This is a genomic window from Bradyrhizobium sp. AZCC 1719, assembly GCF_036924525.1.
In the GTDB taxonomy this organism is placed as follows: domain Bacteria; phylum Pseudomonadota; class Alphaproteobacteria; order Rhizobiales; family Xanthobacteraceae; genus Bradyrhizobium.
In genome coordinates this window covers 2,922,809-2,945,221 of sequence record NZ_JAZHRU010000001.1, presented here as the reverse complement: position 1 = coordinate 2,945,221, position 22,413 = coordinate 2,922,809, and the positions used below count along the sequence as shown (strand labels likewise).

The following is a 22,413-nucleotide window of genomic DNA, read 5'->3' as shown; positions in this document are numbered from 1 at the left end:
GACGAAATTGCCAAGACGTTGGACGAATAAGCAGGGTTGAGACTGCCTCACGCCATCGCCAGCCGCTGGCGTGCACGCATCAGCAGCAGCACCATGATCCCGATGTTGAGCGCGTTCCACGCCAGCCCATTGGCGAACGCGGCGCCGTAGGAGCCGGTGGCGTCGAAGATCGCGCCCGAGATCCAGCCGCCGAACGACATGCCGAACACGGAAGCAAAGATCACGATGCCGACGCGGGTCGCCGCTTCGGAGGCCGGCATCGCCTCGCGCACGATGATCGCGTAACTCGGCACGATGCCGCCCTGGAACAGACCGAACATCGCCGAGATAACATAGAGTGAGGTCAGGCTGTCGAAGAACAGGTAGAACAACAGCGCCGTGCCCTGCGCGAACGACCCGATCAAAAGCGTGCGGATGCCGCCGATCTTGTCGGCGAGAAAGCCACTTCCGATCCGGCTGATGATGCCAAAGCCCAGCATCAGCGACAGCATTTCGGCGCCGCGCGCCACGCCATAGCCGAGATCGCCACAATAGGCGACGATATGAACCTGCGGCATCGACATCGCCACGCAGCAGGCGATCCCGGCGAGCGACAGGATCGCGGTCAGCGCATTGGTGGAAAGGCGCAGATCGACGCGCGGCGGCGGCGCATTCTCATGGTCGCGCTGGCCTCCCGCCCCCATCAGCATCCGCAAGCCGATCAGCGCCAGCGTCATCGCTACCGCCGTGAAGATGCCGATCGCGATATGACTGGTGCGCCACCCGAGCTGCTCGATGCCGAAATTCACCAGCGGCGGCCAGATCGTGCCGCCGATGTAATTGCCACTAGCGGCAATCGCGACCGCGAGCCCCCGATAGCGGTCGAACCAGTGCGAGGCCTCCGCCATCAGCGGGCCGAAGGTGGCCGACGAGGACAACCCGATCGCGAAATGCACCAGGATGAATTGCCAGATCGAGGACGACATCCCCGCGACGACATAGCCGAGGCCGAGAATGCCGATGCCGAGCCCGATCGCGGTGACGATGCCGTAGCGATCGGTGATCTTGCCGGTCAGCACCCCGCCGGAACCGAAGCCGAGCATCACCAGCGTAAATGCCAGCGAGGCGGTGCCGCGGCTCGCGGCAAATTCCGTCTGCACCACGGGAAGTGCGACCACCACCGACCACATGCCGACGCTGCCGAGCGAGCCGATCAGCACGGCCACGGCAAGCCGAATCCACGCCCGGCGTGAATCGGGAACGAACAGGTCGGAATCCTTGGTGAATTCAGAATAAGTTACCACGGCGGGGTGCAACTTCGGCGGCAATTCGCCTAAGGTCAAGCCACAATGGCGCGATATTGGGCATGCAGTTGCGGGAGAGCGGGGACCGGCCGCCGGGCCATTCTCGCGCATTGCAATGGGTAAACCGGCAAAACCTTGAGACCAAAAGATGCGGAAACATTCGATGAAGAACACCATGACGATCGGCGTCACGCTTCTTGCGCTTGCCGCGTTGCCCAGGCCAGCGAACAGCCATGAGGAGCACGTCCACCACAGCTATTCGGCGGGCGAGCCCGGCGATCCCAAGAAATCGTCGCGCACCATCGAGGTCGAGATGAGCGAGATGGCCTACACGCCGGCGCGGATCGAGGTGAAGCGCGGCGAACAGATCCGCTTCGTGATCCGCAACGTCGGCACGGTAGACCACGAATTCCTGCTCGCCACCGCGAAAGAGAACCTCAGGCACGCCGAGGAGATGAAGAACAACCCGCATATGGAGCACGAGGAGCCGAACGGCGCGCGCGTGGCGCCGAAGAAATCGGCCGAGATCATCTGGAAATTTACCAAGGTGGGGACGTTCGACTATTCATGCCTGATCCCGGGCCATCACGACGCCGGCATGGTCGGCCAGGTCCTGGTGAAATGAGTCCTGGTGAAATGAGCCCCGTCAAGCAAGACTTTGTCTCGAAGAGGACGATTTTATCTCAAGGAGAAAGAAGACTCTATACAAGGCGATGGACAGCGTGCCGGGTCATTGTCTGCACAATGGCGCGGCTGATATGAGCTAACGAGACGCCCGTGCGACGGATTGATGATCAGACCTTTCTGCTCCTGCTGCTTGCCGTTACGCTGGCATTCGCCTGGATTTTGCAGCCGTTCTACGGCGCCGTTCTGTGGGCGATCATTGTAGCCGTCATCTTTGCGCCGGTGAATCGGGCGCTGCTGCGATCGATGCCCGGCAGGCCGAACCTGGCGGCCCTGGTAACCGTCCTGCTCATCGTCGCGATTGTACTCATACCGCTGGCGATGGTTGCGGCCTCCCTGGTGCAGGAAGCAACGAGTCTTTTTGAGAAGATCAGGTCCGGAGAATATGATTTCGCCGGCTACATCCAGCGTGTCTTCGATGCGCTGCCGGCTTGGGCGACCGGTTGGCTGGAGCGGTTCAACCTGACCAATCTTTCAGGGCTTCGCGAAACATTGTCGTCCAACCTGATGAAGGGCGGTCAGGTCCTGGCGCCCCAGGCGCTTACCATCGGAATGAACACTTTCGAGTTCGTGATCAGCCTCGGCATCATGTTGTACCTGCTGTTTTTCCTGACGCGCGATGGCAGGGCAGTGGCGGACCTGATCAAGCAGGCTGTTCCACTCCACGGCGATCAGAAGTCAGCGCTCTTCACCAGGTTCGCCGATGTAGTTCGCGCCACCGTCAAGGGTGGGGTTCTGGTGGCCATTGTCCAGGGCGCGCTCGGCGGTTTGGCGTTCTGGTTCCTCGGGGTTCACGCGCCGATTTTGTGGGCCGTGCTGATGGCGTTCCTGTCGCTGCTGCCGGCCATCGGAGCCGCGTTGGTCTGGCTCCCCGTCGCGATCTACTTTCTCGCAACCGGCGCCGTTTGGCAGGGCATCGGGCTGATCGCCTATGGCGTGCTGATCATTGGCCTCGTGGACAATGTGCTGCGTCCATTCCTGGTCGGCAAGGATACCAAGCTGCCGGATTACGTTGTGCTGATTTCCACGCTCGGCGGCATCGAAGTCTTCGGCCTCAACGGTTTCGTCATCGGCCCACTGATCGCCGCGATCTTCATGGTGAGCTGGGACATCTTTTCAGCGTCCAGGCGGACGTCGCGGGATGAACGGGTAGGCGATCGGTAGCCCGGCAACGGCAAATGTGTAGGACGAGGCCCTAAATCCCAGCGGGACGGAGAGCGCTCTTGAATCCCAGCAACTCGCTTGACGGGCTACGGTTCAAATCGCTGTGGCTGATGGGCACGGCAGCCCTGAGCCTCTCCACGGTTCGGCGCGAACACCACATCCTGCCCGCATCGGGCCCGGATGCGGCTGTGCACTTGTCCCTGGTCGCCCGGCTTCCTCAACAACCCAATTCCGGAATCGGCAAAGTCCTGGCTGAACTCGCGCGGCACCATCCTTCGCATCACTACTACCCCTCCGACACCGTCCATGTGACGATCCGAAACTTCGACGACATGAAGCACGTCGATCGGTCGGAGTTGATCGCGCGACTCCGGCATTGCGTCGGATCGCTTCGCCCCTTCGGCTTAACGGGACGCGGCCTGGGCGTTTCGCCCAATTCCGTGTTTCTGCAGTTGTTTCCCGAAGACGAATCGCTGTGGGAGCTCAGACAACAGCTGACGCGCTCGACCCAGGATCTTTTTTACACACGAAAAGGAACAGCCGGCCCGGGCGCGTTTCGCGATCTTCTGTTTCGCAGACTTGCCTTTGCGAATCTGATCCGCTTTTCGGGCCCGTTATCTCCTTCCTTCATTCGCGCGATCGCACACTATCGCGCAACCAGCTTCAGCCGCTTTACGGTGGAGGCGCTCGAACTCGTGCAAACGGATAGGCTATTCTCCGCCGCCGGCACCACGGTGATCGACCGGATGTCGTTGAGCCGGTAGTGCCGAGGCCCGCACGAACGCGTAGGATGGGTGGAGCGCAGCGATACCCATGCCATCACAGGCGCGATGGGTATCGCTGCGCTCCACCCATCCTACATTTCGTCCCCTACCCCAACTCAAACGTCGTCACCCCGAACACCCGCTCCAGCCGCAGCGGCGGGATTGCGCCGGTATACATGCGCGCCGTCTCGAACACCGGCGCGAGCCCGATACCTTCCGCCAGCGCGACCGCGTCGCGGTTGATGCTGGGCGCGTCCAGAAAAATCTCGCCGCCGCCCACCTTGGCGAGCAAGGCGGACAATAGCGCTTCAGCCGTGGCACGGTCGTCGGCCACCAGCGGCCCGATCTTAAACCCCTTCCGGCACGGCCGGATCACACCCCAACCCGCAAGCCGTCCATCGCGCACGACCGCGCACCCGACATGTCCGGGCGAGCCGATCCAGGTCCGCAGGAACGCCGGCCGCCGTGCTGGAAACACCGTCGCGTCGTCTGCTTCCACATCAGCCAGCGGGATTTTGCTCAGGTCAATCACCTCGGGCCGCGCCGCACTCGGTGCCGTGACCATGCCGCCATAGCGGACGTTGGCGTAAGCAAGCTGAAAGCCGGACTTTTTGTAATTGTCCTGCTGCGCCACCACGCCATCGAGTCCGATCACGCGCGCGTCGGCATGCGCGATGGCTGCATTCCATATCTGCAAGCCGTAACGTTTGCCGCGCAAATCCGGTCGCACGATGTAGAAGCCGAGAAAGGAAAAGCCCGCGCTGTAATTGACGCAAGAGACGGTCGCGACAGGCGCACCATCGATCTCGCCGATGAAAAACCCTTTCGGATCGACAGACGCAAAGCAGACGTCATCGACAAGGCCCGGATTCCATCCCTCGGCCGCGGCCCAGTCGACGGCGAGTGAGATTTCTTTGGGGTGCATCGTGCGGATGGTGAAGTTAGTCATGGCCGGCGATCCTACAGATGTGTGTTCAGCCGTCATTGCGAGGAGCGAAGCGACGAAGCAATCCATGCTTCGTCGTGCGGCGCGATGGATTGCTTCGCTTCGCTCGCAATGACGGCGCAAGGCTGAGGCATTCACAATTACGACAATCGCCGACACGCGAATGTGTACGAAGTCCAGAAATGGCACACTTCTTCGCGCAAAATATCATTGCGCACCTCGATTTGTTTAGCGAAAATTAACCACGCTGGCTGGCGCGGCTTGAGTAGTTGGAGGCTTCACACATGTACCGATCATCGCTCACGCTGGCTTTCGTCGTCCTGTGTACCGGGGCTGCCGCGGCCAGCGATCTGTCGTCATCCGTCTACGTCGCGCCAGGCGGAATCTACGCGCCTTCCTCAAACATCAATGTGCGCCCGCGACCGGCTTATCGCCCGTACGCGGAACCCGATTACCGATATCGCTCTTACGGTGACCCCGCCTACCGCGCACCGGCAGCGGTCTATGGCGAGTACGGAACGCCCTACCCCGCGCAGCCCGTCTACGTCGAACGCGCGCCAGCCTATCGCGAACGCTACTACGCGCAGGAATACGACTATGCGGCCGAATACGCGCCGCGGCCGCCGCTGCCCGTGCCGTATCGTGCGCGGGCGCGATGCGACGACGGTTATGGCGGGTGGAGCTATTGCGATTGAGCCGACCGCTCGCGCGGGTTCGTAGTGCGGTGATGGCCTCAGCTCCGTCAGGAGTTGAGGCCCTTATTTTCAACGCATGTGGATGAATGCCGGCGAAGTGCTTCCGGTAACTTCCGGCCAGTCATCAGACATGCGCCAAGCTGCCACTCCGACGCATACGGTGAGCATCAGGGACATCACGAGCAGAAGCATAAAGGAAAACTGGCTCAACTTCCTTGCCCCGCAAACCAGACTCAAATTTTGAGAAAGCCAGCACGGACTGCCGAGTCGGACAACGCAGTTAGGCTGACCTAAGTCGAGTTTTCCCCAGGCGGGATTTTTTGCGGGATCTCGCGCTGCGCGCACGTCACCTTTACCCAATCGTTGTCTCGTCCAGATGCATATCCGCTATCGCTTCGATACGAGGCCTTCGGGCCCGACCTTGCAGGCATGCGCGAACATGGTGCGGCCATCGACTTCAAAACTTGCAGACATAGTCCGGGCATCTGAGTTCTGAAGACGACAATCATTCGCGGCCGGAGACAGACCGATCTTTCTACCTCGCCGCAAGATGGCGACTTGAAAGATCGCAACCACAACAATCACGGCCACAATCCGTCTGCGCCCAGTAGACCAAGTTCCATACACAAGGTTAGGCAGGCTCTGCCCAAACATTGAAATAAAAATTGATGGAACTCTGAAAAAAAACGGGGAAAAACCCAAATGGGGTCTTGATTTGCCTTCTTTCTTTAGCCGGGGCGCTCTGTGAGTAACGCGTATGACAGATCAACAATTGGCTATTCAGGCGATTGGCGAGGCGCAACTCATACTGGAAGAATACCTGCAACCTCGGCCGCAGAACAATGAGCGTATTCTCGACAAGCTCGTAGAAGTTCTCGAACGTCCCGATTTGGTGGTTGCTGTGAGCCGCTTGCAGCAACGTAGTGGCCTCGAGCCACGCAAATGACCAAGCAGCTTTCATCAATAACTCTGACGGCTTTTGTTGCTGCGCTGTTATTGTTGGGAATGCCAGGCGCGGAAGCGAAACAGCAATGCAGCGCCGCGATGCCGTCAAATCCGAACGGAAAATGGTGGTCGTATCGTCTCATCGACGGACGGAAATGCTGGTACGAAGGCAAGCCCGGGCTTTCGAAAGCCTTGCTGGAATGGCCCAAGGGCGTGGCCGCGCAACCGTTGCGCAAGGATATTGTGAACGCAGTCTCGCAGAAGCGCGGCAATCTACTAGACACGCAAGCGTGGGCGCCGAAAGAAGCCGTGCAAGCGTGGGCACCGGAGGAAGCCGTGCAAGCGCGGGCTCCGAATGACGTCCCTGAAACTTTTGATGCGTTATGGAGCGGAAGGATCTGGCTTTTAGATTAGAAAATTGACGGTTCGCTTGGTTCTTGGCCTCGGCCTTTGTGCTCACTGGACGCGTTCTTGGAACCAGTGTGCGCTTTATCTTACGTGAGTCGCCCTTAGAGGAGGCTGCGGTGAGTAACGCACGAGATGCGAGCGACGCCGGGCGGTGTCATCCGCCTCATCATCCAACTTGCAATCATTGCGGCGGCATCGCGCGGCCCGTGGTGATCCTCGACAGTCGCCAGGGCAAGAGCTTTCGCCTCCTCCGCTGCCTTAGCTGCGAGAAAATGGATTGGGCTGAAGAGCAGCAACTCCCGCATTAATCGCGCAACAGCACGGCCTCCCGAAGGGTCCGGCTCGAGGCCAAGACGGAGGCGAGCCCCAGCGCCATCAGCAGCGCACCAAACCAGGTTGCCATCCAGCCCCAGCCGTCATCAGCCGCCTCGGCGATCGGAGAGGCGACCGGCGCGGCCGGAGGCACGGCGACCGCAACCGCCTCGCTTGGCGCCGGTGCGGCTGCCAGAAGTGTCGCTGCGTCGAGCCGGCGCGGCGCGGGGTGGTCAGGCGTGGGATGGTCAGGTGTGAACTGATCGGTCGCGCGGCTGGCGACAGTTGCCGGCGGCACGAAGGCTGCGGTCCCCGTAGCCGGGACAGAGGCGGCATCGACCACCTCGAGCTCGGGCGCGGGCTGCGTCGGCTGAGACGTTTCCGCCGGTGCGGAGCTCAGCAACTCCGCACGTGCATCCATGACCGCCTTCTGCTTGGCCCGCGCGTCCTCATTCTCCTCGGGAGCGGCGACACGAGGCTTCGCGGCGCGATGACGAACCTGCTTCACCGTCGCGGTGCCCTCGGCAGCCTGGAACCAGCATTTGCGGCGCCCCTCAGTACGATAGACCCAGCGCTGACCTTCCGCCGTCGACGTACCGGGTCGTGGCAAGCACTCGCTTTCCTTTTCCGCGGGAGCGGGCGCAGTGGCCGTCTGGGGAGGAGGAACATTGAACAAGTCTGCAAGCGGATTCGAAGATGCAGGCGAAGTCGGGAGACTTGCGAGAAGGACGAAAGCGGCGATGTTAGATCGCAAATGACCGGACATGAGAACCCCAGTGTTGCGCCCTCCCCGCACCGACCTTTGGCCGCGACCTAGGTCATAATGAGACTCAAATCCGGCAAGGCGGTGGATTCATTCTGGCCTGGAAACGAGACCGTGGCGCGAGTGCCGGGCAGCCGCGCGAAAGGCGTCCAAGGTGACTTCCTGCTCGTCTCGAACCTCGATGGATCGTTGAAACTCAGGAAGTCATGTTGCTGACAGCTTAGATGTGGCGGGGACCGCCCCCATGCACTGCTGCACCTCGTTCGGCACGTTATAGTCGCGCATGACAGGGCGACTGTCGCGCAGGCCACACGCCTCTCGCTGCACCACGAACATCCACAGCGCGTGGCCGGCCTCCGTCACCAGGATGCGCCGTGCCTGCTGGGCTGACGCCGGCGCGCCCGAGCGTGGATGGGTGGCATCGAACTCCTGCAGCCTGGCGAGGGCCGCTTCCAGCGCGCGCCCCATTCGTCCGAGCGCAACAGCCTGGTCCTGGGCGATCTCATAGTTGAGAACGTCGACGGGAGTGCGATCAAGGCGAAAATCGCGGGGCATGGGTAATGTATAGCGCCACATGGATCGCGTGCGCAACGATGGGCGTTACTGCAGCGTCCTTCCGCTTTGTCATCGGGCGGTTGTGGTTGCGAGCGAACAAACCTGGTTCCGTCGGTGGCATGGCCCTGCCCGGCAGCGATCTCCGCAACGACGGCATCCTTCATCTTTCATAGACACTCTCGCTGATCGCAGTGTCCAAATATTATGATCGCAGCCCGGGTTTGATGCTGATCGAGTTCAGCAGCGTTGCGGTCGCGATCATCGCTGCGATGCCAGCGAAACTCAACGCTATCTGCATCGCAAGTCCGTCTGAAATCTTGAGCAGCGCCACGTGGCTGGCAAACGTCAAGAGAACGCCGAGGCAATAGATTGGCAGCGAGTTCTGACCACAGCGGATCGCGCCGCGCATTACCGGCGTCGTCAGCCCTCGCCAATTGCGAGGCACGAGCCATGCCACCAAAACCGCTATGGCCAAAAAATGCAGCAGTCGCAATGGATCGAGATTCGATTTGTCCAATGGGTAAAGCAGTTGCGCCAGCGCCTGCGGGATCAGTACTTCCAGCGGTTTGATGCGCCAGCTCAATACAATGATCAGGCTGAAGAGCAGATACAGGATGGTAAGCACAAGCGTCGTGCGTGACGTCACCCACGGCTGGGGCCTCTTGACATCGATCATCCACCACGCGCCGAGCACGAACAGCAGCTGCCAGGCCAGCGGATTGAAGGCCCAGTGGCCGTTCGGCCAGGCCGGGACGGTCCAGCCAAAGGCATGCACCAACACATAAAGCGCCAGCGAGGCGCCAAGCGTCGCATTCGGCGCTCGCAGCAGCAGCCACAGCAGCGGCGCGAACAGGAGGTGAAGAAGCACGAAGACCGACAACACGTCGGTATTGACGGGACGGTATTGCAGGATCGCCGCGCGCGCGAGCGTTGCGCCTGGATGGTCCAACAAGATGCGCGTATTGCTCTCATCAGCAACACGGCCCGTGCCTGCGAGGTGAACCAAGATGGCGCAGGCGAGCGTGAGCAGCAGAAATGCGACATAAATGTCCCAGCTTCGCCGCAGCGTTCGGCTGATCACTCCGGTCCAGCCCTCGCAGCGCCATGCTTTGCCGTAAGCCAGCGCGCAGGTTACGCCCGATACGAACATGAACACTTCAGCGGCATCGCTGAAGCCGTAGTTCCGCAGTGTCAGCCAAGTTCCGATGTTGTTGGGAACATGGTCAAGAAAGATGAACCACAGCGCGACGCCTCGGCAGGCATCTATTCGCAGGTCGCGGCCTTGGCCTCTCACTTCCGGCATGAACTTGGGTATGGTCATTCGGTCGTGCATCTGGATCGTCCCAGGCCGGCAAAATGGACCTGCCGCTGGGGCTCCGGCTGTGAACTCGTTCACCTTCAAAGGCTTATTTTTTAAGGCGAATCTGCGCGCGAACGTTGAGCCTTGCCGGCCTTGCACGCGCATCATTTGGGGCGCTGTCGGACCCAAAGCGGATAGCGGCCGCACCGGGTGGAGTTGGGCCTGAGCTCTCACTCCCAAGTTCTGGAGACAGCATCAGGTCAGAGTCACTGAGGCCGTTCCAATGAATCAGATTTCGCAGTCGACTGAATTCAAGGCCTTGCGCAAGCCACCAAACGCGCTCAGCCGACAGGACTCGGTGTCGCTGGCGATCTTTCGCCGCTCGGAAATGGTCGTTCGCGCGATAGCGGTTGGCTTTGGCTGCGGCTTGGGACGGGCGGCGGTAACGACCTTCTTTGGACGGACGGCGGTGGTAACCTTCTTTGATTTGGGACCGTGTCGATGGCGGTCGATCACCCTCGGGGGCTCCGAAGGACCGACACTGATGTCTTCCGACGGAGAAACGCGTTCGTCGACTGGCGCGGGCTGCGCTGGTGTCTCGCTGCTCGCGGCGGCAATTTCAAGTCGATCACCCTTCGCCAGCGCAACATGTGAATCGGATATGCCCACGGTTGACTCGGCAAGGGGCTGGAAGTCCGCTACTGCATTGCGCGCTGGAGTTCTGAGCTCCATTGCCGCCAGCACTCCTACCCCCAATGGGATGAGGAGGCCCAACAACACCATTCTCAGCATGATGTTCCTCCACTTGTTTAGTGGCGGTAAAAATTCTCCGGTCTAATGCGGCAACTTGGCGGCGGCTCAGGTAACAACCCGCCCCACGTACAGTCTATTTGCCGACAGGGTTAACGCTGGCGTGGATGTTCCCGACGCACGAACGTTGAATGGAGGAGCAGGTTCGCTTGCGCCTTTCATTGAGGCTGGGTTTCTGAGCGTCAATGACAATCGGATCGTTGGCGATGTCCGCGTGCTTCAACCAGTTCGGGGTTACGGTGATAGTGCACTTAATAGGTAGTTTGAAAGGTAGCTTGGCCTCAACGGTTCAATCAGTGTCACCGCAAATTCGCAGCTTCCAGGTCAACACGGCTTGCGACGCTTCCGTTCCTGCCTTGAGCGCGAACCGGTGCTCGTACTTATGCTGCTCGCCAACGTCTCGAACAGCCAAGCGATGCCGGCGTCGGCCATCGCGGACTGCGATGCGACGAGGCGTATCGGATCGGGCCTCCAGGGCAGCGGCACCGGGCGTACCACCAGGTTGAACCGCGCGGCGTGGTACGCGACCAGCCTTCGCGGCAAGGTCGCAACCAGATCGCTTTCGGCGAGCTGAACCAGCGCCATCATGAAATTCGGCACGGTCAGCGCCACGCGCCGCGAATGCCCCCGCTCGGCGAGCATGGCATCGACGACTCCTAGCGCATCGCCGATGGCCGAAACCAGCATGTGCCGTGCCTTCAGGTATGCTGCCAGGTTTGGTGCACGCGCCAGCGGATGACCTTTTCGCATGGCGACGACGAAGTCTTCCTCGAACAGCAACCGCTCGACGAAACGGGGCGGCAACGGGCCGATCGGGAGTATTGCAAGATCGAGCCGGTGGGAGTCGAGCTCCGTGAGTGTGGTTTGCCACACTTGGCTCGTCGGCTTGCCGTGATGTTGCGGCATGAGCTGCAGCAAGCGGATGTCGACACCCGGCGCCTCGCGGGCCAAGCGGGAAACGAGAGGGCCGAGGAAGACGGCCGCCAAGGCATCAGGCGCACCGATCGTAAAGCATCGCCGCGTGCTTCCGGGGTCGAACGGCCCGGCCATCGATATGATTCCATCGACACGCGCGAGAGCCTCAACAACTGGACCGGCAAGTGCGAGAGCACGGTCCGTAGGCTTCACGCCACCGGGCGTCTTGAGGAACAGCGGATCATGCAGGAGATGCCGCAGCCGGCGCAGCCCATGGCTGACGGCCGAGGGCGTGAGATTGAGTCTTTCCGCCGCGCGCGCGACATGGCCCTCCTCGAGCACGGTGCTGAACAACACCAGGAGACTGAGATCGATGCGTAGGAGCTGAGCCGGCTTCAGCATGGTGCTGAAACTTTATCACTGGATTCACGATACCCAAAGGGTCATCTATCGCCTCTTTCATCACACAGGTTCGTTCAACACTGGGGTGCTTACATGTCGAAGAAATCACCGATGACGCCCGGCGCGAGCTCGCCTCCAGCGTTATCCCGGCGTCGCGCCATCCCGGCGATGGCGGGTCTGCCGCTCGTCGCAGCACAGCCGGCCGCGGCGGAAGATACGATCGCCAAGCTGATCAAGCATTCCGAGGTGTCGAATGCGGCACTGATGCGGGGAGACGCAGAGACTTACCGGGCGATGATCGCCATGTCAGACGATTTCACATTGATGTCCCCGTTCGGCGGGTCACCGTCGCACGGCTCGCAATATACGTCCGAGACGTGGGACAGGATCGGACGGTTCTTCAAGAACGGCACCCACAAGCAGGAGGTCGTCCAATCCTATGGCTCGGCCGACATGGTAGTTCTCGCGCTGATCGAACGGCACCATGCCGAGGTCGGGGGACTGCCCGCACAGGAATGGGCGCTGCGCGTTACGCTCGTCTATCGGCGGGACGGGGACCAGTGGCACCTGGTGCATCGCCACGCCGACCCGCTCGCCCATGGCATCAGCCTGCAGCAATCGGCGGCACTCGCGCGCGGCCCCGTGAAGGAATGACTTCAATCGGCGGGCGCGATCTAAGCCGCGGGGTGCGACGACGCATGCGGCACGAGATTCTCCGATGTGCGCTTGCACATCGTAGTTCGATGCTGGCGCATCGCCCCGGAATGACGGGCTAAGCACTCCCTCGTTAACCCTTTGCTAACCATACACCGGGCAAAAATTGCCGGGTGAAGTCGAGTGTCGTCGGCCGCGTAAAACGGGAGGAACCCCGTGGACGCCAGTGCGGTGCCTCACTTTCGGAACGGCGGCCCTTCGGCCGCCGCCAAGACGTCTGGCGCCCGATGGCGGCAGACGCGGGGGGAAGCGGCTACCATGGTCGATGTCACGGCGGGTCAGGGCGGCGCAGGCACGGGCGGCAAGTTTCCGTCCTTGAGCGAAATCGGCGATATCCTGAAGCGCGGCGATCTGGCGCTGGCGCTCGGCGTCCTCGTCATCCTCGTGGTGCTGATCCTGCCGCTGCCGGCGATCGTGCTCGACCTGTTCCTGGCGATCTCGATCACGGTATCGATCCTGATCCTGATGACGTCGCTGTTCATCCAGGCGCCGCTGGAATTCTCGTCATTTCCGACCGTGCTTCTGATCTCGACCATGCTGCGGCTGTCGCTGAACATGGCCTCGACCCGGCTGATCCTGTCGCACGGCCATGAGGGCACGGCGGCCGCCGGCCACGTCATCGAAGCGTTCGGCAATTTCGTGATGAGCGGTAATTTCGTGATCGGAATTATCGTGTTCGCGATTCTCGTGATCGTGAACTTCGTCGTCATCACCAAGGGTTCGGGCCGCATCGCCGAAGTCGCCGCCCGCTTCCAACTGGATTCGATGCCGGGCAAGCAGATGGCGATCGACGCCGATCTGTCGGCCGGCCTGATCGACGAGCAGACCGCCAAGGCTCGCCGCAAGGCGCTGGAAGACGAAAGCGGCTTCTTCGGCGCCATGGACGGCGCCTCGAAATTCGTCCGCGGCGACGCTATCGCGGGCCTCCTGATCGTCTTCATCAACGTCATCGGCGGCATCATCATCGGCGTCGCCCAGCAGGGCATGAGCTTTGGCGATGCCGCCCGCACCTACACCATTCTGACGGTCGGCGACGGCCTGGTGACGCAGGTGCCGGCGCTGATCGTCTCCACCGCCGCGGGCCTTTTGGTGTCGAAGGCCGGCATCACGGGTGCGGCCGACAAGGCGCTGATGAAGCAGCTCTCGGGTTACCCGCAGGCGCTCGGCATGTCGGCCGGCGTGATGCTGGTGCTGGCGCTGCTACCCGGCATTCCGATGCTGCCGTTCCTGGCGCTCGGCGGCGGCGCCGCGGCGCTGGCCTGGAAAGCGCGAAACCACAACAACGTCACCAAGGCTGCCGAAGCCGCCGCGGCCGCAGCGCCCGAGCTTGCGGCGGCTGCCGCCAACGCCGCGGCCGAAGAGCCGATCGCCACCGCGCTCAAGATCGACGACCTCAAGATCGAGCTCGGCTATGCGCTGCTGCCGCTGGTCAACGGCCCCGACGGTACCGACCGCCTGACCGAGCAGATCAAGGCGTTGCGCCGCTCGCTCGCGATCGAAATGGGCTTTGTGATGCCGGCGGTACGCATCCTCGACAACGTCCAGCTCGAGGCCAACACCTACGTCATCAAGATCAAGGAAGTGGACGCCGGAACCGGCAAGATCTGGCCGAACCAGTTCATGGTGATGGATCCCGCCGGCAACCAGGTCGGCGTGCCCGGTATCCACACCGTCGAGCCGACGTTTGGTCTGCCGGCAACCTGGGTCGATGCCGCACTGAAGGAAGAGGCCTCGCTGAAGGGCTACACCGTGGTCGATGCCGCCACCGTGCTGTCGACGCACCTCACCGAGCTACTCAAGAACAACATGAGCGACTTGCTGTCTTATGGCGAGGTGCAGAAGCTCTTGAAGGATCTGCCGAAGGAACAGGGCGAGCTGGTCAAGGACATCGTGCCGAGCCAGGTCACGGTCTCGGGCATCCAGCGCGTGCTGCAGCTCCTGCTGGCCGAGCGGATCTCGATCCGCGACCTCTCCACCATCCTCGAAGGCATCGCCGACGCGCTCGCCTTCTCGCGCAACCCCGCCACCATGGTCGAGCACGTCCGCGCTCGGCTGGCGCGCCAGATCTGCGCACAGAATACCACATACAACGGTTATCTGCCGCTGATCGCGCTGTCGGCGCGGTGGGAACAGGCGTTTGCGGAATCGATCGTGGGCCAGGGCGAAGAGCGCAGCCTCGCCATGCAGCCCTCAAAACTGTCGGAGTTCATGACCAGCGTTCGCAACGCCTTCGAACAGGCAGCGCGCGAGGGCGAGGCGCCGGTGCTGGTCACCTCCGCTGCAATCCGCCCGTTCGTGCGCTCGCTGATCGAGCGGTTCCGCTCGCAAACCACTGTGTTGTCGCAGGCGGAAATTCACCCGCGCGCGCGGCTGAAGACGGTCGGCAGCGTCTAGTTTGGCGGCGGGCGCGGCGCAAATCACCGGCGAAAATGGCGAAGCCTTTTCGCCACAGGCAAATGGTTTGTCGAAAATGGCCCATACCGCGCCATTCGCCCCTGAGAAGCGGTGATCTCCGCATAAGCTGTTACAGAGACTGAATATTTGTTCATTTCTGGCGATCGCCGCGGACGTTCCAATCGCGGCCGTTCAAGTCTTTTCACCGCCTTGTGATCGTTCCTTTGGAAACAGATGCCGGAGTCCTACGTTTCCTGACGCGAGACGTTGAACCAGCCTGCGGACGCATCCAACAAATCCGTTAGGCCGGAGGCGGCAGGAGACTTCCATGAACCATTCGATCTACAGCGCAGATCGCACGACCCATCTCAAGATCGTGGCCGTGGCCCTCGTGGCAGGTGTCGTGGTCGCCGGGTTCAGCATCTCCGCGCGCAACACCTCGGATGAAGGTCTCACCCAGACCGCGAGCACGCGCGTGATGAAGGCCGGCAAGCCGGTGGCGATCACCAGCTCCGGTAACTCAATCGTACGCTAACGGAGGAATCCGGAAACACAGGAATTCACGGAATTCACGCGGCTCTTTACAGCCCCCCAAAGTCGCCACGTGGATATATAAGACCCCAACTACCCCCAAGTTGACTGCGAAAACGCCCGCTCCCCACGGGCGTTTTCTTTTTGTTGGCGGCTCGCCACCACCCCCACAAACCTCATCCTGAGGAGCCCGCGAAGCGGGCGTCTCGAAGGATGGGCCCCAGGCGAGATCAGGGCCACACGGTTCGAGACGCGCGCAAGAGCGCGCTCCTCACCATGAGGATCAAGCTTCAGTAAGCAAGCGCTAGCGAGCAGCCGGCACCGTCTCGATCAGCTTGCCGGTAAAGATCGGCGCCGAGGTCGGCTGGCCGCTCGGCGAGCCGCCGGCCTGCTCGACGGTCACCGCAAAGAGCGCGGTGTTGATCGTGCTGGCGTCGTAGGCGGCGAGCGCCGGGCGCGCGGTGAAATCGCTGCCGCCGATCACGCCGAGCGAGCGCGGTTGCGGCAGGCGGTCGGAAATCAGCCAGAGCTCAAAGCTCTTGCCGGGCTCGGGATCGGCGCCGACCTTGCGGACGGTGAAATTTTTGGTCGCGGCGTCGACCGTCAAAATGAACGCGGGCGAACCGCCGTCACGCTGCAGCAGCGCGACATACTGCGCCGAGGGTGTCGGCTGTGGCGCCGGCGTCTTGACCTCGACGGTCTGGATGCGCGGCTGCGGCCGCAGCGCCTCCGGTAAGAGCTCCGGCCGATAGACCTGCACCGCCAGCATCGCGATAAGTGCTGCGGCAATTGCGGTGGCAAAGGAAGCCACGTTGCGCCAGCGCTTCGCGCGACTGGACAACTGGATGACATTGGCCGCAACCGGACCGTCCGTGACGGCTGGCGGTGCCTCGGCTACCGCGGGAGCCACCGGCTCAGCCGTGGGTTCAGGCGGAGGCGCAGTCTGCGGCGCCTCAGGCAGCGTCAGCGGCGCCTGCGCTTCCGTGGAACGTCCGATCGCGGCCTTGATGTTTTCCCACACGACCGGACGCGGCTCGACCGAACCGACCATCTGGTTCAGCACGCCGAGCCGGTATTCCCAGGCCTGAACGAGTGCGCTGTATTCGGCATCGACGGCCATCATGGTCTCGACCTGCGTGCGCTCGTCTGCATCGAGGGTGCCGAGCGCATATTCCGCGGCGAGCGCGATATGGTCTTCGCTATAGGCCATCGTTCAAGATCCGGACCCCAGTCCGAGACACTCCCTTATTTCCATCATGCTGCGGCGCAGCCACGTCTTCACCGTATTCACCGGCGTCTCGAACTTGGCGGCGAGCTGTTCGCGGCTCCAGCCGTTGTAATAAGCGAGCAGCACGAGCTTTTGCCGATCCGGCTCCAGGCGGCCGACGCATTCCAGCAACCGCTTCAACTCTTCCGTCATCTCGCGCCGCGCCAGCGGATCGGGCGACTCGGCCGCCACTTCCATCGCGGCCGGCTCCTCCTCGATCGAGCTTTCGCTCTTCTTGCGCACCACGTCGATCGCCCGGTTGCGCGCGATCGACGCCATCCACGTGATCGGCGAAGCGAGCGCAGGGTTGAACTGTCCGGCGCTGTTCCAGATCTTGACGTAAGCCTCCTGAATGACCTCCTCCGCGAGGTCCTGACGCCGCAAGATACGGAGCACGACGCCGAAGAGTTTCGCGCGCGTGGCGGCGTAAAGGCGCTCAAAAGCGGCCTCATCCCCCTTCGCCACCGCGGCAATCAGCCAGACCAGCTCCGCTGGCGTCAGCATTCAGCGTCCCCCACAATCCCGCTCCTCCCATGCGTCGTACGCCGGAGCCGACGGGAAGTTTCGTAGCATACCTCGCGTCAGAGGGGCCACCAAGTCGCCGATTCCGGAAGATTGGCCAAAGAAAGATCAAGAAAAAACCCGGGCCGTGAGGCCCGGGTTTTCGATCGTCCAACCGATGGTGTGAGAAGCGTCAGGCGACGCCAAGCCGGGCGCGCATCAGGCCGATACTATCCATGTCGGCCTGCTCGCGGGCGCTTTCCTCGGCGCGCTCGCGCGCCTGGTCGCGCTCGTCGAGCAGTTCGACCTTTTTCAATTCCTCGAAGGCTTCGCTCAACAGGCTCTTGGCATCCTCGAGCTGTATGCGCAGTTCGTCGGCGGAGCGGGTCAGGTTTTCCCGGCGCTGGATCGCGGCCTTGGCGTAGGTCGGATAGGCGAAATGGGAGGGGTCGTTGATTCCGGCCCGCTCCTGCTCGGTCTGGATTTCGCGCTCGAGATCGACCGACATGCGCTGGAAGTCGGCGATCATGCCTTCGATCTGGGTAACCCTTCGGCGCTTCTCGTCGACCTGAAATTTCTTCAGGCGGATCAGCGTTTCTCGTGACTTCATCGACTCATACTCCCCAGAAGTCCCAATCTGAACGCGGGACGGAGCCGGCTCCCTCGGGGGACCCCACCGGCGTTATCATGTGCCGGGGATGATGGCCTGACAAAGTTAGCGTTCCGTTTCCAAATTGGCGAGGATCTGCGCCAATTGGCGGTAGCCGTCATCGAGGCTCGATTTTTCGTCCTTGGCCTGGCGCAGGAAGGCTTCCAGCGGCTCGTGCAACCGGATCGCCTCGTCGACCTCCGGGCTCGAGCCTGCCCGATAGGCGCCGAGCCGGATCAGTTCCTCCATGTCGGCGTAGGTCGCCATCACCTGGCGGCCCCGCATGATTGTGGGGAGATAGTCGGGATTGGCCGACCTCGGCATGGTGCGCGAGACCGATTTAAGAATATTGATCGCGGGAAACCGGCCGCGTTCTGCAATCGAGCGTTGCATCACGACGTGGCCGTCCAGAATGCCGCGCACCGCATCCGCGATCGGCTCGTTGTGGTCGTCGCCGTCGACTAGCACCGTGAAAATGCCGGTGATGGTTCCGATCCCGGTGCCCGGCCCTGCCCGCTCCAGAAGTTTCGGCAATTCGGTGAACACGGTCGGCGTATAGCCTTTCGCGGTCGGCGGCTCGCCGGCCGACAGCCCGATCTCGCGCTGCGCCATCGCAAAGCGCGTGACCGAATCCATCAGGCACAGCACGTCCTTGTCCTCGTCGCGGAAATATTCCGATATCGCCAGCGTCAGGTAGGCGGCCTGCCGCCGCATCAAGGCAGGCTCATCGGATGTCGCCACCACCACGACGGAGCGCGCGAGGCCCTCGTCGCCGAGATCCTCCTGCAGAAATTCCTGCACCTCGCGGCCGCGTTCGCCGATCAGGCCGATGATGGTGATATCGGCATCGACATTGCGCGCCAGCATCGACAGCAGCACCGATTTGCCGACGCCGGAACCGGCGAAGATACCGAGCCGCTGGCCGCGGCAGCAGGTCAGGAAGGTATTAAGCGCCCGCACGCCGAGATCGAGCGGCGCCCCGACGCGCTTGCGCGAATGCGCCGGTGGCGGCGCATTGCGATAGGGCATCGGCGACGGGCCCTGCACCAGCGGCCCCTTGCCGTCGATCGGTTCCCCCATGGCGTTGATGACGCGGCCGAGCCAGGCGGGCGACGGCCGCACCTGACTCGCAGCGGTCGCGATCACGGCACGGCAGCCACGCCGGACGCCGTCGAGTCCGCCGAACGGCATCACGACAGCATTACTGCCGGAAAAGCCGATCACTTCGGCCGGGATGAAGCGGCTTCCGCCGGTCTCGATGACGATGCGGGCACCGACCGACATCGCATGGATAGGCCCCGCGATCTCGACCATCAGCCCGCGCACGCCCACGACGCGGCCATATATATTGACGCCGTCGATATCGCCGATCTGCTCCGCGAGCGCCTTCATTGCGAAAACCTTAAGTTTCCGCACTTTAAGAAACCGCGCTTAACCTCGTGTTTACCCGCATCATTAATCATTGCGTCACTGTCTTTGGTGACTGAGAGCGCTTGCCCATCAGAAGAAGGGCTAAACGCGGGAGTCGGTTAGGCCCGCCTCTTAATCTGGAACCTGAGTGGGCATTATGGAGAAAAGCTGCTTCCGAGCAACATCTTAGGGCGATTCGTTAGAAATTGCACTTAAAGAGCTTGCGAACCGGAATCAGATTTTGTTAACCATGTGTCTGTCAGGATCCGAATCAGTTGTTAAAGGCGTTTTGAGTGCCGCAAGTGCGGCCGACCTGACGCCCGGAGCGGCGGACTAAAGGGGACTGGCATGCGCGTTTTGCTGATAGAAGATGACAGCGCCGTCGCGCAGTCGATCGAATTGATGCTGAAATCCGAGAGTTTCAACGTCTACACGACGGATCTCGGAGAAGAAGGCGTCGATCTAGGTAAGCTTTACGACTACGATATTATCCTTCTCGACCTGAACCTGCCCGACATGTCCGGCTACGACGTGCTCAAGCAGCTCCGGGTGTCGAAAATCAAGACTCCCATTCTGATCCTCTCCGGCCTCGCCGGCATCGAGGACAAGGTCAAGGGTCTCGGCGTCGGCGCTGACGACTACATGACCAAACCGTTCCACAAGGACGAGCTGGTTGCCCGCATCCACGCGATCGTGCGCCGTTCCAAGGGTCACGCCCAGTCGGTCATCCAGACCGGCGATCTCGTGGTCAATCTCGATACCAAGACGGTCGAGGTCGGTGGCCAGCGCGTGCACCTGACCGGCAAGGAATACCAGATGCTGGAGCTGCTCTCGCTCCGCAAGGGAACCACCCTCACCAAGGAAATGTTCCTCAACCATCTCTATGGCGGCATGGACGAGCCCGAGCTGAAGATCATCGACGTCTTCATCTGCAAGCTGCGCAAGAAGCTGGCGAACGCCTCCGAAGGCCGCAACTTCATCGAAACCGTGTGGGGCCGCGGCTACGTGCTGCGCGAGCCGCACGAGGCGGACGAGCGCATCCCCGCCTGATCAGGGCTTACGGCGAGCCGCAACGCTCGCTCCTCCCGGCTGGACCCCGCCCGAAACGGCGGGGTTTTTGTTTGGGCCACTACCACGCGACAAATTCGCTTCCCCGGATTGAAACCCGCTTCGCGGTGTCTCGTACTTGACGGAGTTGTCCGCAAACGAGGGGGAAGTCATGAAAAACGTCAGGCTGGCTGCCGCTGTCGCGCTCGGGTCGGCATCGGGCGCGCTCATCGGCTATTCGGCGCTCGCCGGCGGCGACAAGGTCGGCTTCCCGGAGAATTTCGACAAGGGCACGCTCTACGCCACGGTCGATCGTTACGACAACAAGCAGTATCGCGAGCTCTATGCGACGCCGGCGGCGGTCGATGCGGTGCGCAAGGGGCAGCCGATCCCGAGCGGCACGGTGCTGACGCTGGTGCAATACAAGGCGCAACTCGATGCGGCCGGCGAGCCTCTCAAGGATGCCAACGGCCGTTTCCAGAAGGGCGATCTCGTCGCCTACGCGGTGATGGAAAAGCGCGATGGCTGGGGAACCGAGTACAAGGACGACATTCGGAATGGCGAATGGGAGTATCAGGCGTTTGGCCCGGACAAGAAGGTCAACGACAAGGCCAATTTGACGGCCTGCTTCACCTGCCACAAACCGCATGCGGGGCAGGATTTCGTTATCTCGCTGGCGGGCCTGAAGGGCACGCCCGAAGGCGCCATGGCAAAGCCCGCGCCGGGCCCCGGCGTGGTCTCGATCTCCGATTTCAAGTTCGGACCGGAGACCGTGATCGTCAGCAAGGGCCAGACCATCACCTGGCACAACACCGATTCCTCGCCGCACCAGGTGACGATCACCGGCCCCAAGCCGCAGCGCTCGCCGATCGCGCTGAAAGGCCAGACCACCCAGCTCACCCTCGCCGATGCCGGAATCTACGACTACATCTGCGGCCTGCACCCGGCGATGAAAGGCAAGATCGAGGTCAAGGAATAGTCGGCCGTATCAAGGCCGCCATGGAAGTTTTGCGAACCCCGCCCGAAATGGCGGGGTTTTTGTTTGGGCAGAAATTGTTGGATTGAACCCGCCGCTCGGATGCGCCGACTGACAGATCGTGCGAACCTGTCGGACGCACGAGTTGGGGCGAATTCATGATCCTGCAATCGCTTGCCGGGCTGCCGGCGTTCCTGGTCTATTTCTGTACGGCCATCGTTGCCGTGGTCGCGTACCTCTTCGTCTACACCCGCATCACGGCGCACAACGAATTCGATCTGATCCGCGCCAATGAGCCGGCCGCCGCGATCGCGCTGGGCCTGAGCCTGCTCGGCTTCGTGCTGCCGCTGGTCAGCGCCATCACCCATTCGGCCAATGTCTGGGATTGCCTGATCTGGGCGGCGATCGCGCTGATCGTGCAGATCATCGTCTATTACCTCGTCAGGGTTCCGGTGCCGAACCTGTCGAAGCGGATCGCATCGGGCGAGCTCGCCGCCGCGATCTGGCTCGGACTGTCCTCGCTGGCCGCCGGCGCGATCAACGCCGCTTGCATGACCTACTGACCATGGCGAACAATTCAGAGCCTGAATTCGGCAAGCGCAAACAGGTCTCGGTACCGGCGGCGCCGCGTCCCGTTCCGCCGCCGCCGGCCAAGCGTTCGGCCAATGTCGCACTCCTGCTCATGGGCACGTTTGCCGTCGGCGCCACCGCCTACACGCTGATGCCGAGCCGCACTTGCGAGCAACCAAACCCGCACCTGGCATCGCCGACGCAAAACACCACCGAGTGCTCCTCCCACAGCTCTTCCTCGGGCCATGGCGGCGGCTCCGGCGGCGGCTCGTGGCGCAGCGGTTACTATAGCAGCGACTCCTCCTCTTCCTCCTCGAGCCATTCATCCTACGATTCCGGCTCGCATTCGGTGCAGCGCGGCGGCTTCGGCTCGTTCGGGCATGCCATCGGCTTTTCCGGCGGTTGAAT

24 protein-coding genes and 1 pseudogene are annotated in these 22,413 nt (G+C 62.0%); 13 read left to right on the top strand and 12 right to left on the bottom strand.

Going from position 1 to position 22,413, the window contains the following annotated elements:
- Positions 1 to 47 precede the first annotated feature (47 nt).
- Positions 48 to 1,283: an MFS transporter gene (locus V1292_RS13990; protein ID WP_334373255.1), complete on the bottom strand. Its 1,236-nt coding sequence runs from the start codon at positions 1,281 to 1,283 to the stop codon at positions 48 to 50.
- A 163-nt stretch (positions 1,284 to 1,446) separates the two neighbouring features.
- Here V1292_RS13990 and V1292_RS13985 point away from each other — a divergent pair, with 163 nt between their 5' ends.
- From V1292_RS13985 to V1292_RS13975, 3 genes are all read left to right on the top strand, one after another.
- Entirely contained in the window at positions 1,447 to 1,908 is a 462-nt protein-coding gene (locus V1292_RS13985) for a cupredoxin domain-containing protein (protein WP_334373253.1), read from the top strand.
- A gap of 152 nt (positions 1,909 to 2,060) precedes the next feature.
- Entirely contained in the window at positions 2,061 to 3,131 is a 1,071-nt protein-coding gene (locus tag V1292_RS13980) for an AI-2E family transporter (RefSeq protein ID WP_334373252.1), read from the top strand.
- Between the two features lie 59 nt (positions 3,132 to 3,190).
- Positions 3,191 to 3,895 (top strand): hypothetical protein, encoded by a 705-nt coding sequence (locus V1292_RS13975; protein ID WP_334373250.1) that lies wholly within the window; start codon positions 3,191 to 3,193, stop codon positions 3,893 to 3,895.
- 106 nt (positions 3,896 to 4,001) lie between these two features.
- On the opposite strand, the gene V1292_RS13970 is transcribed toward V1292_RS13975, so the two are convergent.
- Entirely contained in the window at positions 4,002 to 4,844 is an 843-nt protein-coding gene (locus V1292_RS13970; protein WP_334373248.1) for a GNAT family N-acetyltransferase, read from the bottom strand.
- Positions 4,845 to 5,125: 281 nt separating this feature from the next.
- Between V1292_RS13970 and V1292_RS13965 the strand changes: the two genes are divergently transcribed.
- Complete coding sequence (locus tag V1292_RS13965; RefSeq protein ID WP_334373246.1) at positions 5,126 to 5,536, top strand: hypothetical protein; 411 nt, start codon at positions 5,126 to 5,128, stop codon at positions 5,534 to 5,536.
- Between the two features lie 329 nt (positions 5,537 to 5,865).
- Here the strand turns inward: V1292_RS13965 and V1292_RS13960 are convergent.
- Positions 5,866 to 6,007: pseudogene (locus V1292_RS13960) on the bottom strand (DNA ligase); the annotation flags it as partial.
- 286 nt (positions 6,008 to 6,293) lie between these two features.
- Between V1292_RS13960 and V1292_RS13955 the strand changes: the two are divergent.
- Together V1292_RS13955 and V1292_RS13950 are read left to right on the top strand one after the other, a co-directional pair.
- Entirely contained in the window at positions 6,294 to 6,482 is a 189-nt protein-coding gene (locus tag V1292_RS13955) for a hypothetical protein (protein ID WP_334373245.1), read from the top strand.
- A complete protein-coding gene (locus V1292_RS13950) occupies positions 6,479 to 6,895 on the top strand; it encodes a hypothetical protein (protein ID WP_334373244.1) in 417 nt (138 codons plus the stop codon). The genes V1292_RS13955 and V1292_RS13950 overlap by 4 nt, the downstream gene beginning before the upstream one ends.
- Positions 6,896 to 7,193: 298 nt before the next feature.
- Here V1292_RS13950 and V1292_RS13945 read toward each other — a convergent pair whose 3' ends face one another.
- The 5 genes from V1292_RS13945 to V1292_RS13925 form a co-directional block, all read right to left on the bottom strand.
- Positions 7,194 to 7,811: a hypothetical protein gene (locus tag V1292_RS13945; RefSeq protein WP_334373242.1), complete on the bottom strand. Its 618-nt coding sequence runs from the start codon at positions 7,809 to 7,811 to the stop codon at positions 7,194 to 7,196.
- 357 nt (positions 7,812 to 8,168) lie between these two features.
- A complete protein-coding gene (locus V1292_RS13940; protein ID WP_334377042.1) occupies positions 8,169 to 8,519 on the bottom strand; it encodes a DUF6665 family protein in 351 nt (116 codons plus the stop codon).
- Between the two features lie 202 nt (positions 8,520 to 8,721).
- The gene (locus V1292_RS13935; RefSeq protein ID WP_442895521.1) at positions 8,722 to 9,987 is read right to left on the bottom strand and encodes an OpgC domain-containing protein; all 1,266 of its coding nucleotides are present in this window, start codon (positions 9,985 to 9,987) and stop codon (positions 8,722 to 8,724) included.
- 120 nt (positions 9,988 to 10,107) lie between these two features.
- The gene (locus V1292_RS13930; protein ID WP_334373241.1) at positions 10,108 to 10,611 is read right to left on the bottom strand and encodes a hypothetical protein; all 504 of its coding nucleotides are present in this window, start codon (positions 10,609 to 10,611) and stop codon (positions 10,108 to 10,110) included.
- A gap of 342 nt (positions 10,612 to 10,953) precedes the next feature.
- A complete protein-coding gene (locus V1292_RS13925) occupies positions 10,954 to 11,946 on the bottom strand; it encodes a LysR family transcriptional regulator (protein ID WP_334373240.1) in 993 nt (330 codons plus the stop codon).
- Positions 11,947 to 12,039: 93 nt separating this feature from the next.
- Between V1292_RS13925 and V1292_RS13920 the strand changes: the two genes are divergently transcribed.
- The 3 genes from V1292_RS13920 to V1292_RS13910 all read left to right on the top strand — a co-directional run bounded on the left by V1292_RS13920 (position 12,040) and on the right by V1292_RS13910 (position 15,589).
- A complete protein-coding gene (locus V1292_RS13920) occupies positions 12,040 to 12,600 on the top strand; it encodes a YybH family protein (RefSeq protein ID WP_334373238.1) in 561 nt (186 codons plus the stop codon).
- A gap of 318 nt (positions 12,601 to 12,918) precedes the next feature.
- Positions 12,919 to 15,054: a flagellar biosynthesis protein FlhA gene (gene flhA / locus V1292_RS13915; protein WP_334373236.1), complete on the top strand. Its 2,136-nt coding sequence runs from the start codon at positions 12,919 to 12,921 to the stop codon at positions 15,052 to 15,054.
- Positions 15,055 to 15,382: 328 nt separating this feature from the next.
- On the top strand, positions 15,383 to 15,589 hold the full coding sequence (locus V1292_RS13910) for a hypothetical protein (RefSeq protein ID WP_334373235.1): 207 nt from the start codon (positions 15,383 to 15,385) through the stop codon (positions 15,587 to 15,589).
- Between the two features lie 300 nt (positions 15,590 to 15,889).
- On the opposite strand, the gene V1292_RS13905 is transcribed toward V1292_RS13910, so the two are convergent.
- The 4 genes from V1292_RS13905 to fliI all read right to left on the bottom strand — a co-directional run bounded on the left by V1292_RS13905 (position 15,890) and on the right by fliI (position 19,394).
- Positions 15,890 to 16,795, bottom strand: a complete 906-nt coding sequence (locus V1292_RS13905; RefSeq protein ID WP_334373234.1) for an anti-sigma factor — start codon at positions 16,793 to 16,795, stop codon at positions 15,890 to 15,892.
- 3 nt (positions 16,796 to 16,798) lie between these two features.
- Complete coding sequence (locus V1292_RS13900) at positions 16,799 to 17,356, bottom strand: sigma-70 family RNA polymerase sigma factor (protein ID WP_334373233.1); 558 nt, start codon at positions 17,354 to 17,356, stop codon at positions 16,799 to 16,801.
- A 190-nt stretch (positions 17,357 to 17,546) separates the two neighbouring features.
- Positions 17,547 to 17,963 carry a flagellar export protein FliJ gene (gene fliJ / locus V1292_RS13895; RefSeq protein WP_057842912.1) on the bottom strand — a complete coding sequence of 139 codons (417 nt, stop codon included), beginning with the start codon at positions 17,961 to 17,963 and terminating at the stop codon, positions 17,547 to 17,549.
- 105 nt (positions 17,964 to 18,068) lie between these two features.
- Positions 18,069 to 19,394, bottom strand: coding sequence for a flagellar protein export ATPase FliI (fliI, locus tag V1292_RS13890; protein ID WP_334373231.1), 1,326 nt, complete (start codon positions 19,392 to 19,394; stop codon positions 18,069 to 18,071).
- Positions 19,395 to 19,760: 366 nt separating this feature from the next.
- Between fliI and ctrA the strand changes: the two genes are divergently transcribed.
- The 4 genes from ctrA (at position 19,761) to V1292_RS13870 (ending at position 22,411) form a co-directional block, all read left to right on the top strand.
- Complete coding sequence (ctrA, locus tag V1292_RS13885) at positions 19,761 to 20,462, top strand: response regulator transcription factor CtrA (protein WP_016848562.1); 702 nt, start codon at positions 19,761 to 19,763, stop codon at positions 20,460 to 20,462.
- 169 nt (positions 20,463 to 20,631) lie between these two features.
- Entirely contained in the window at positions 20,632 to 21,438 is an 807-nt protein-coding gene (locus V1292_RS13880; protein WP_334373229.1) for a cytochrome P460 family protein, read from the top strand.
- Positions 21,439 to 21,593: 155 nt separating this feature from the next.
- Positions 21,594 to 21,998, top strand: coding sequence for a DUF350 domain-containing protein (locus V1292_RS13875; RefSeq protein WP_213289180.1), 405 nt, complete (start codon positions 21,594 to 21,596; stop codon positions 21,996 to 21,998).
- 2 nt (positions 21,999 to 22,000) lie between these two features.
- A complete protein-coding gene (locus tag V1292_RS13870; protein ID WP_334373227.1) occupies positions 22,001 to 22,411 on the top strand; it encodes a hypothetical protein in 411 nt (136 codons plus the stop codon).
- The last annotated feature ends 2 nt before the right edge of the window (positions 22,412 to 22,413 follow it).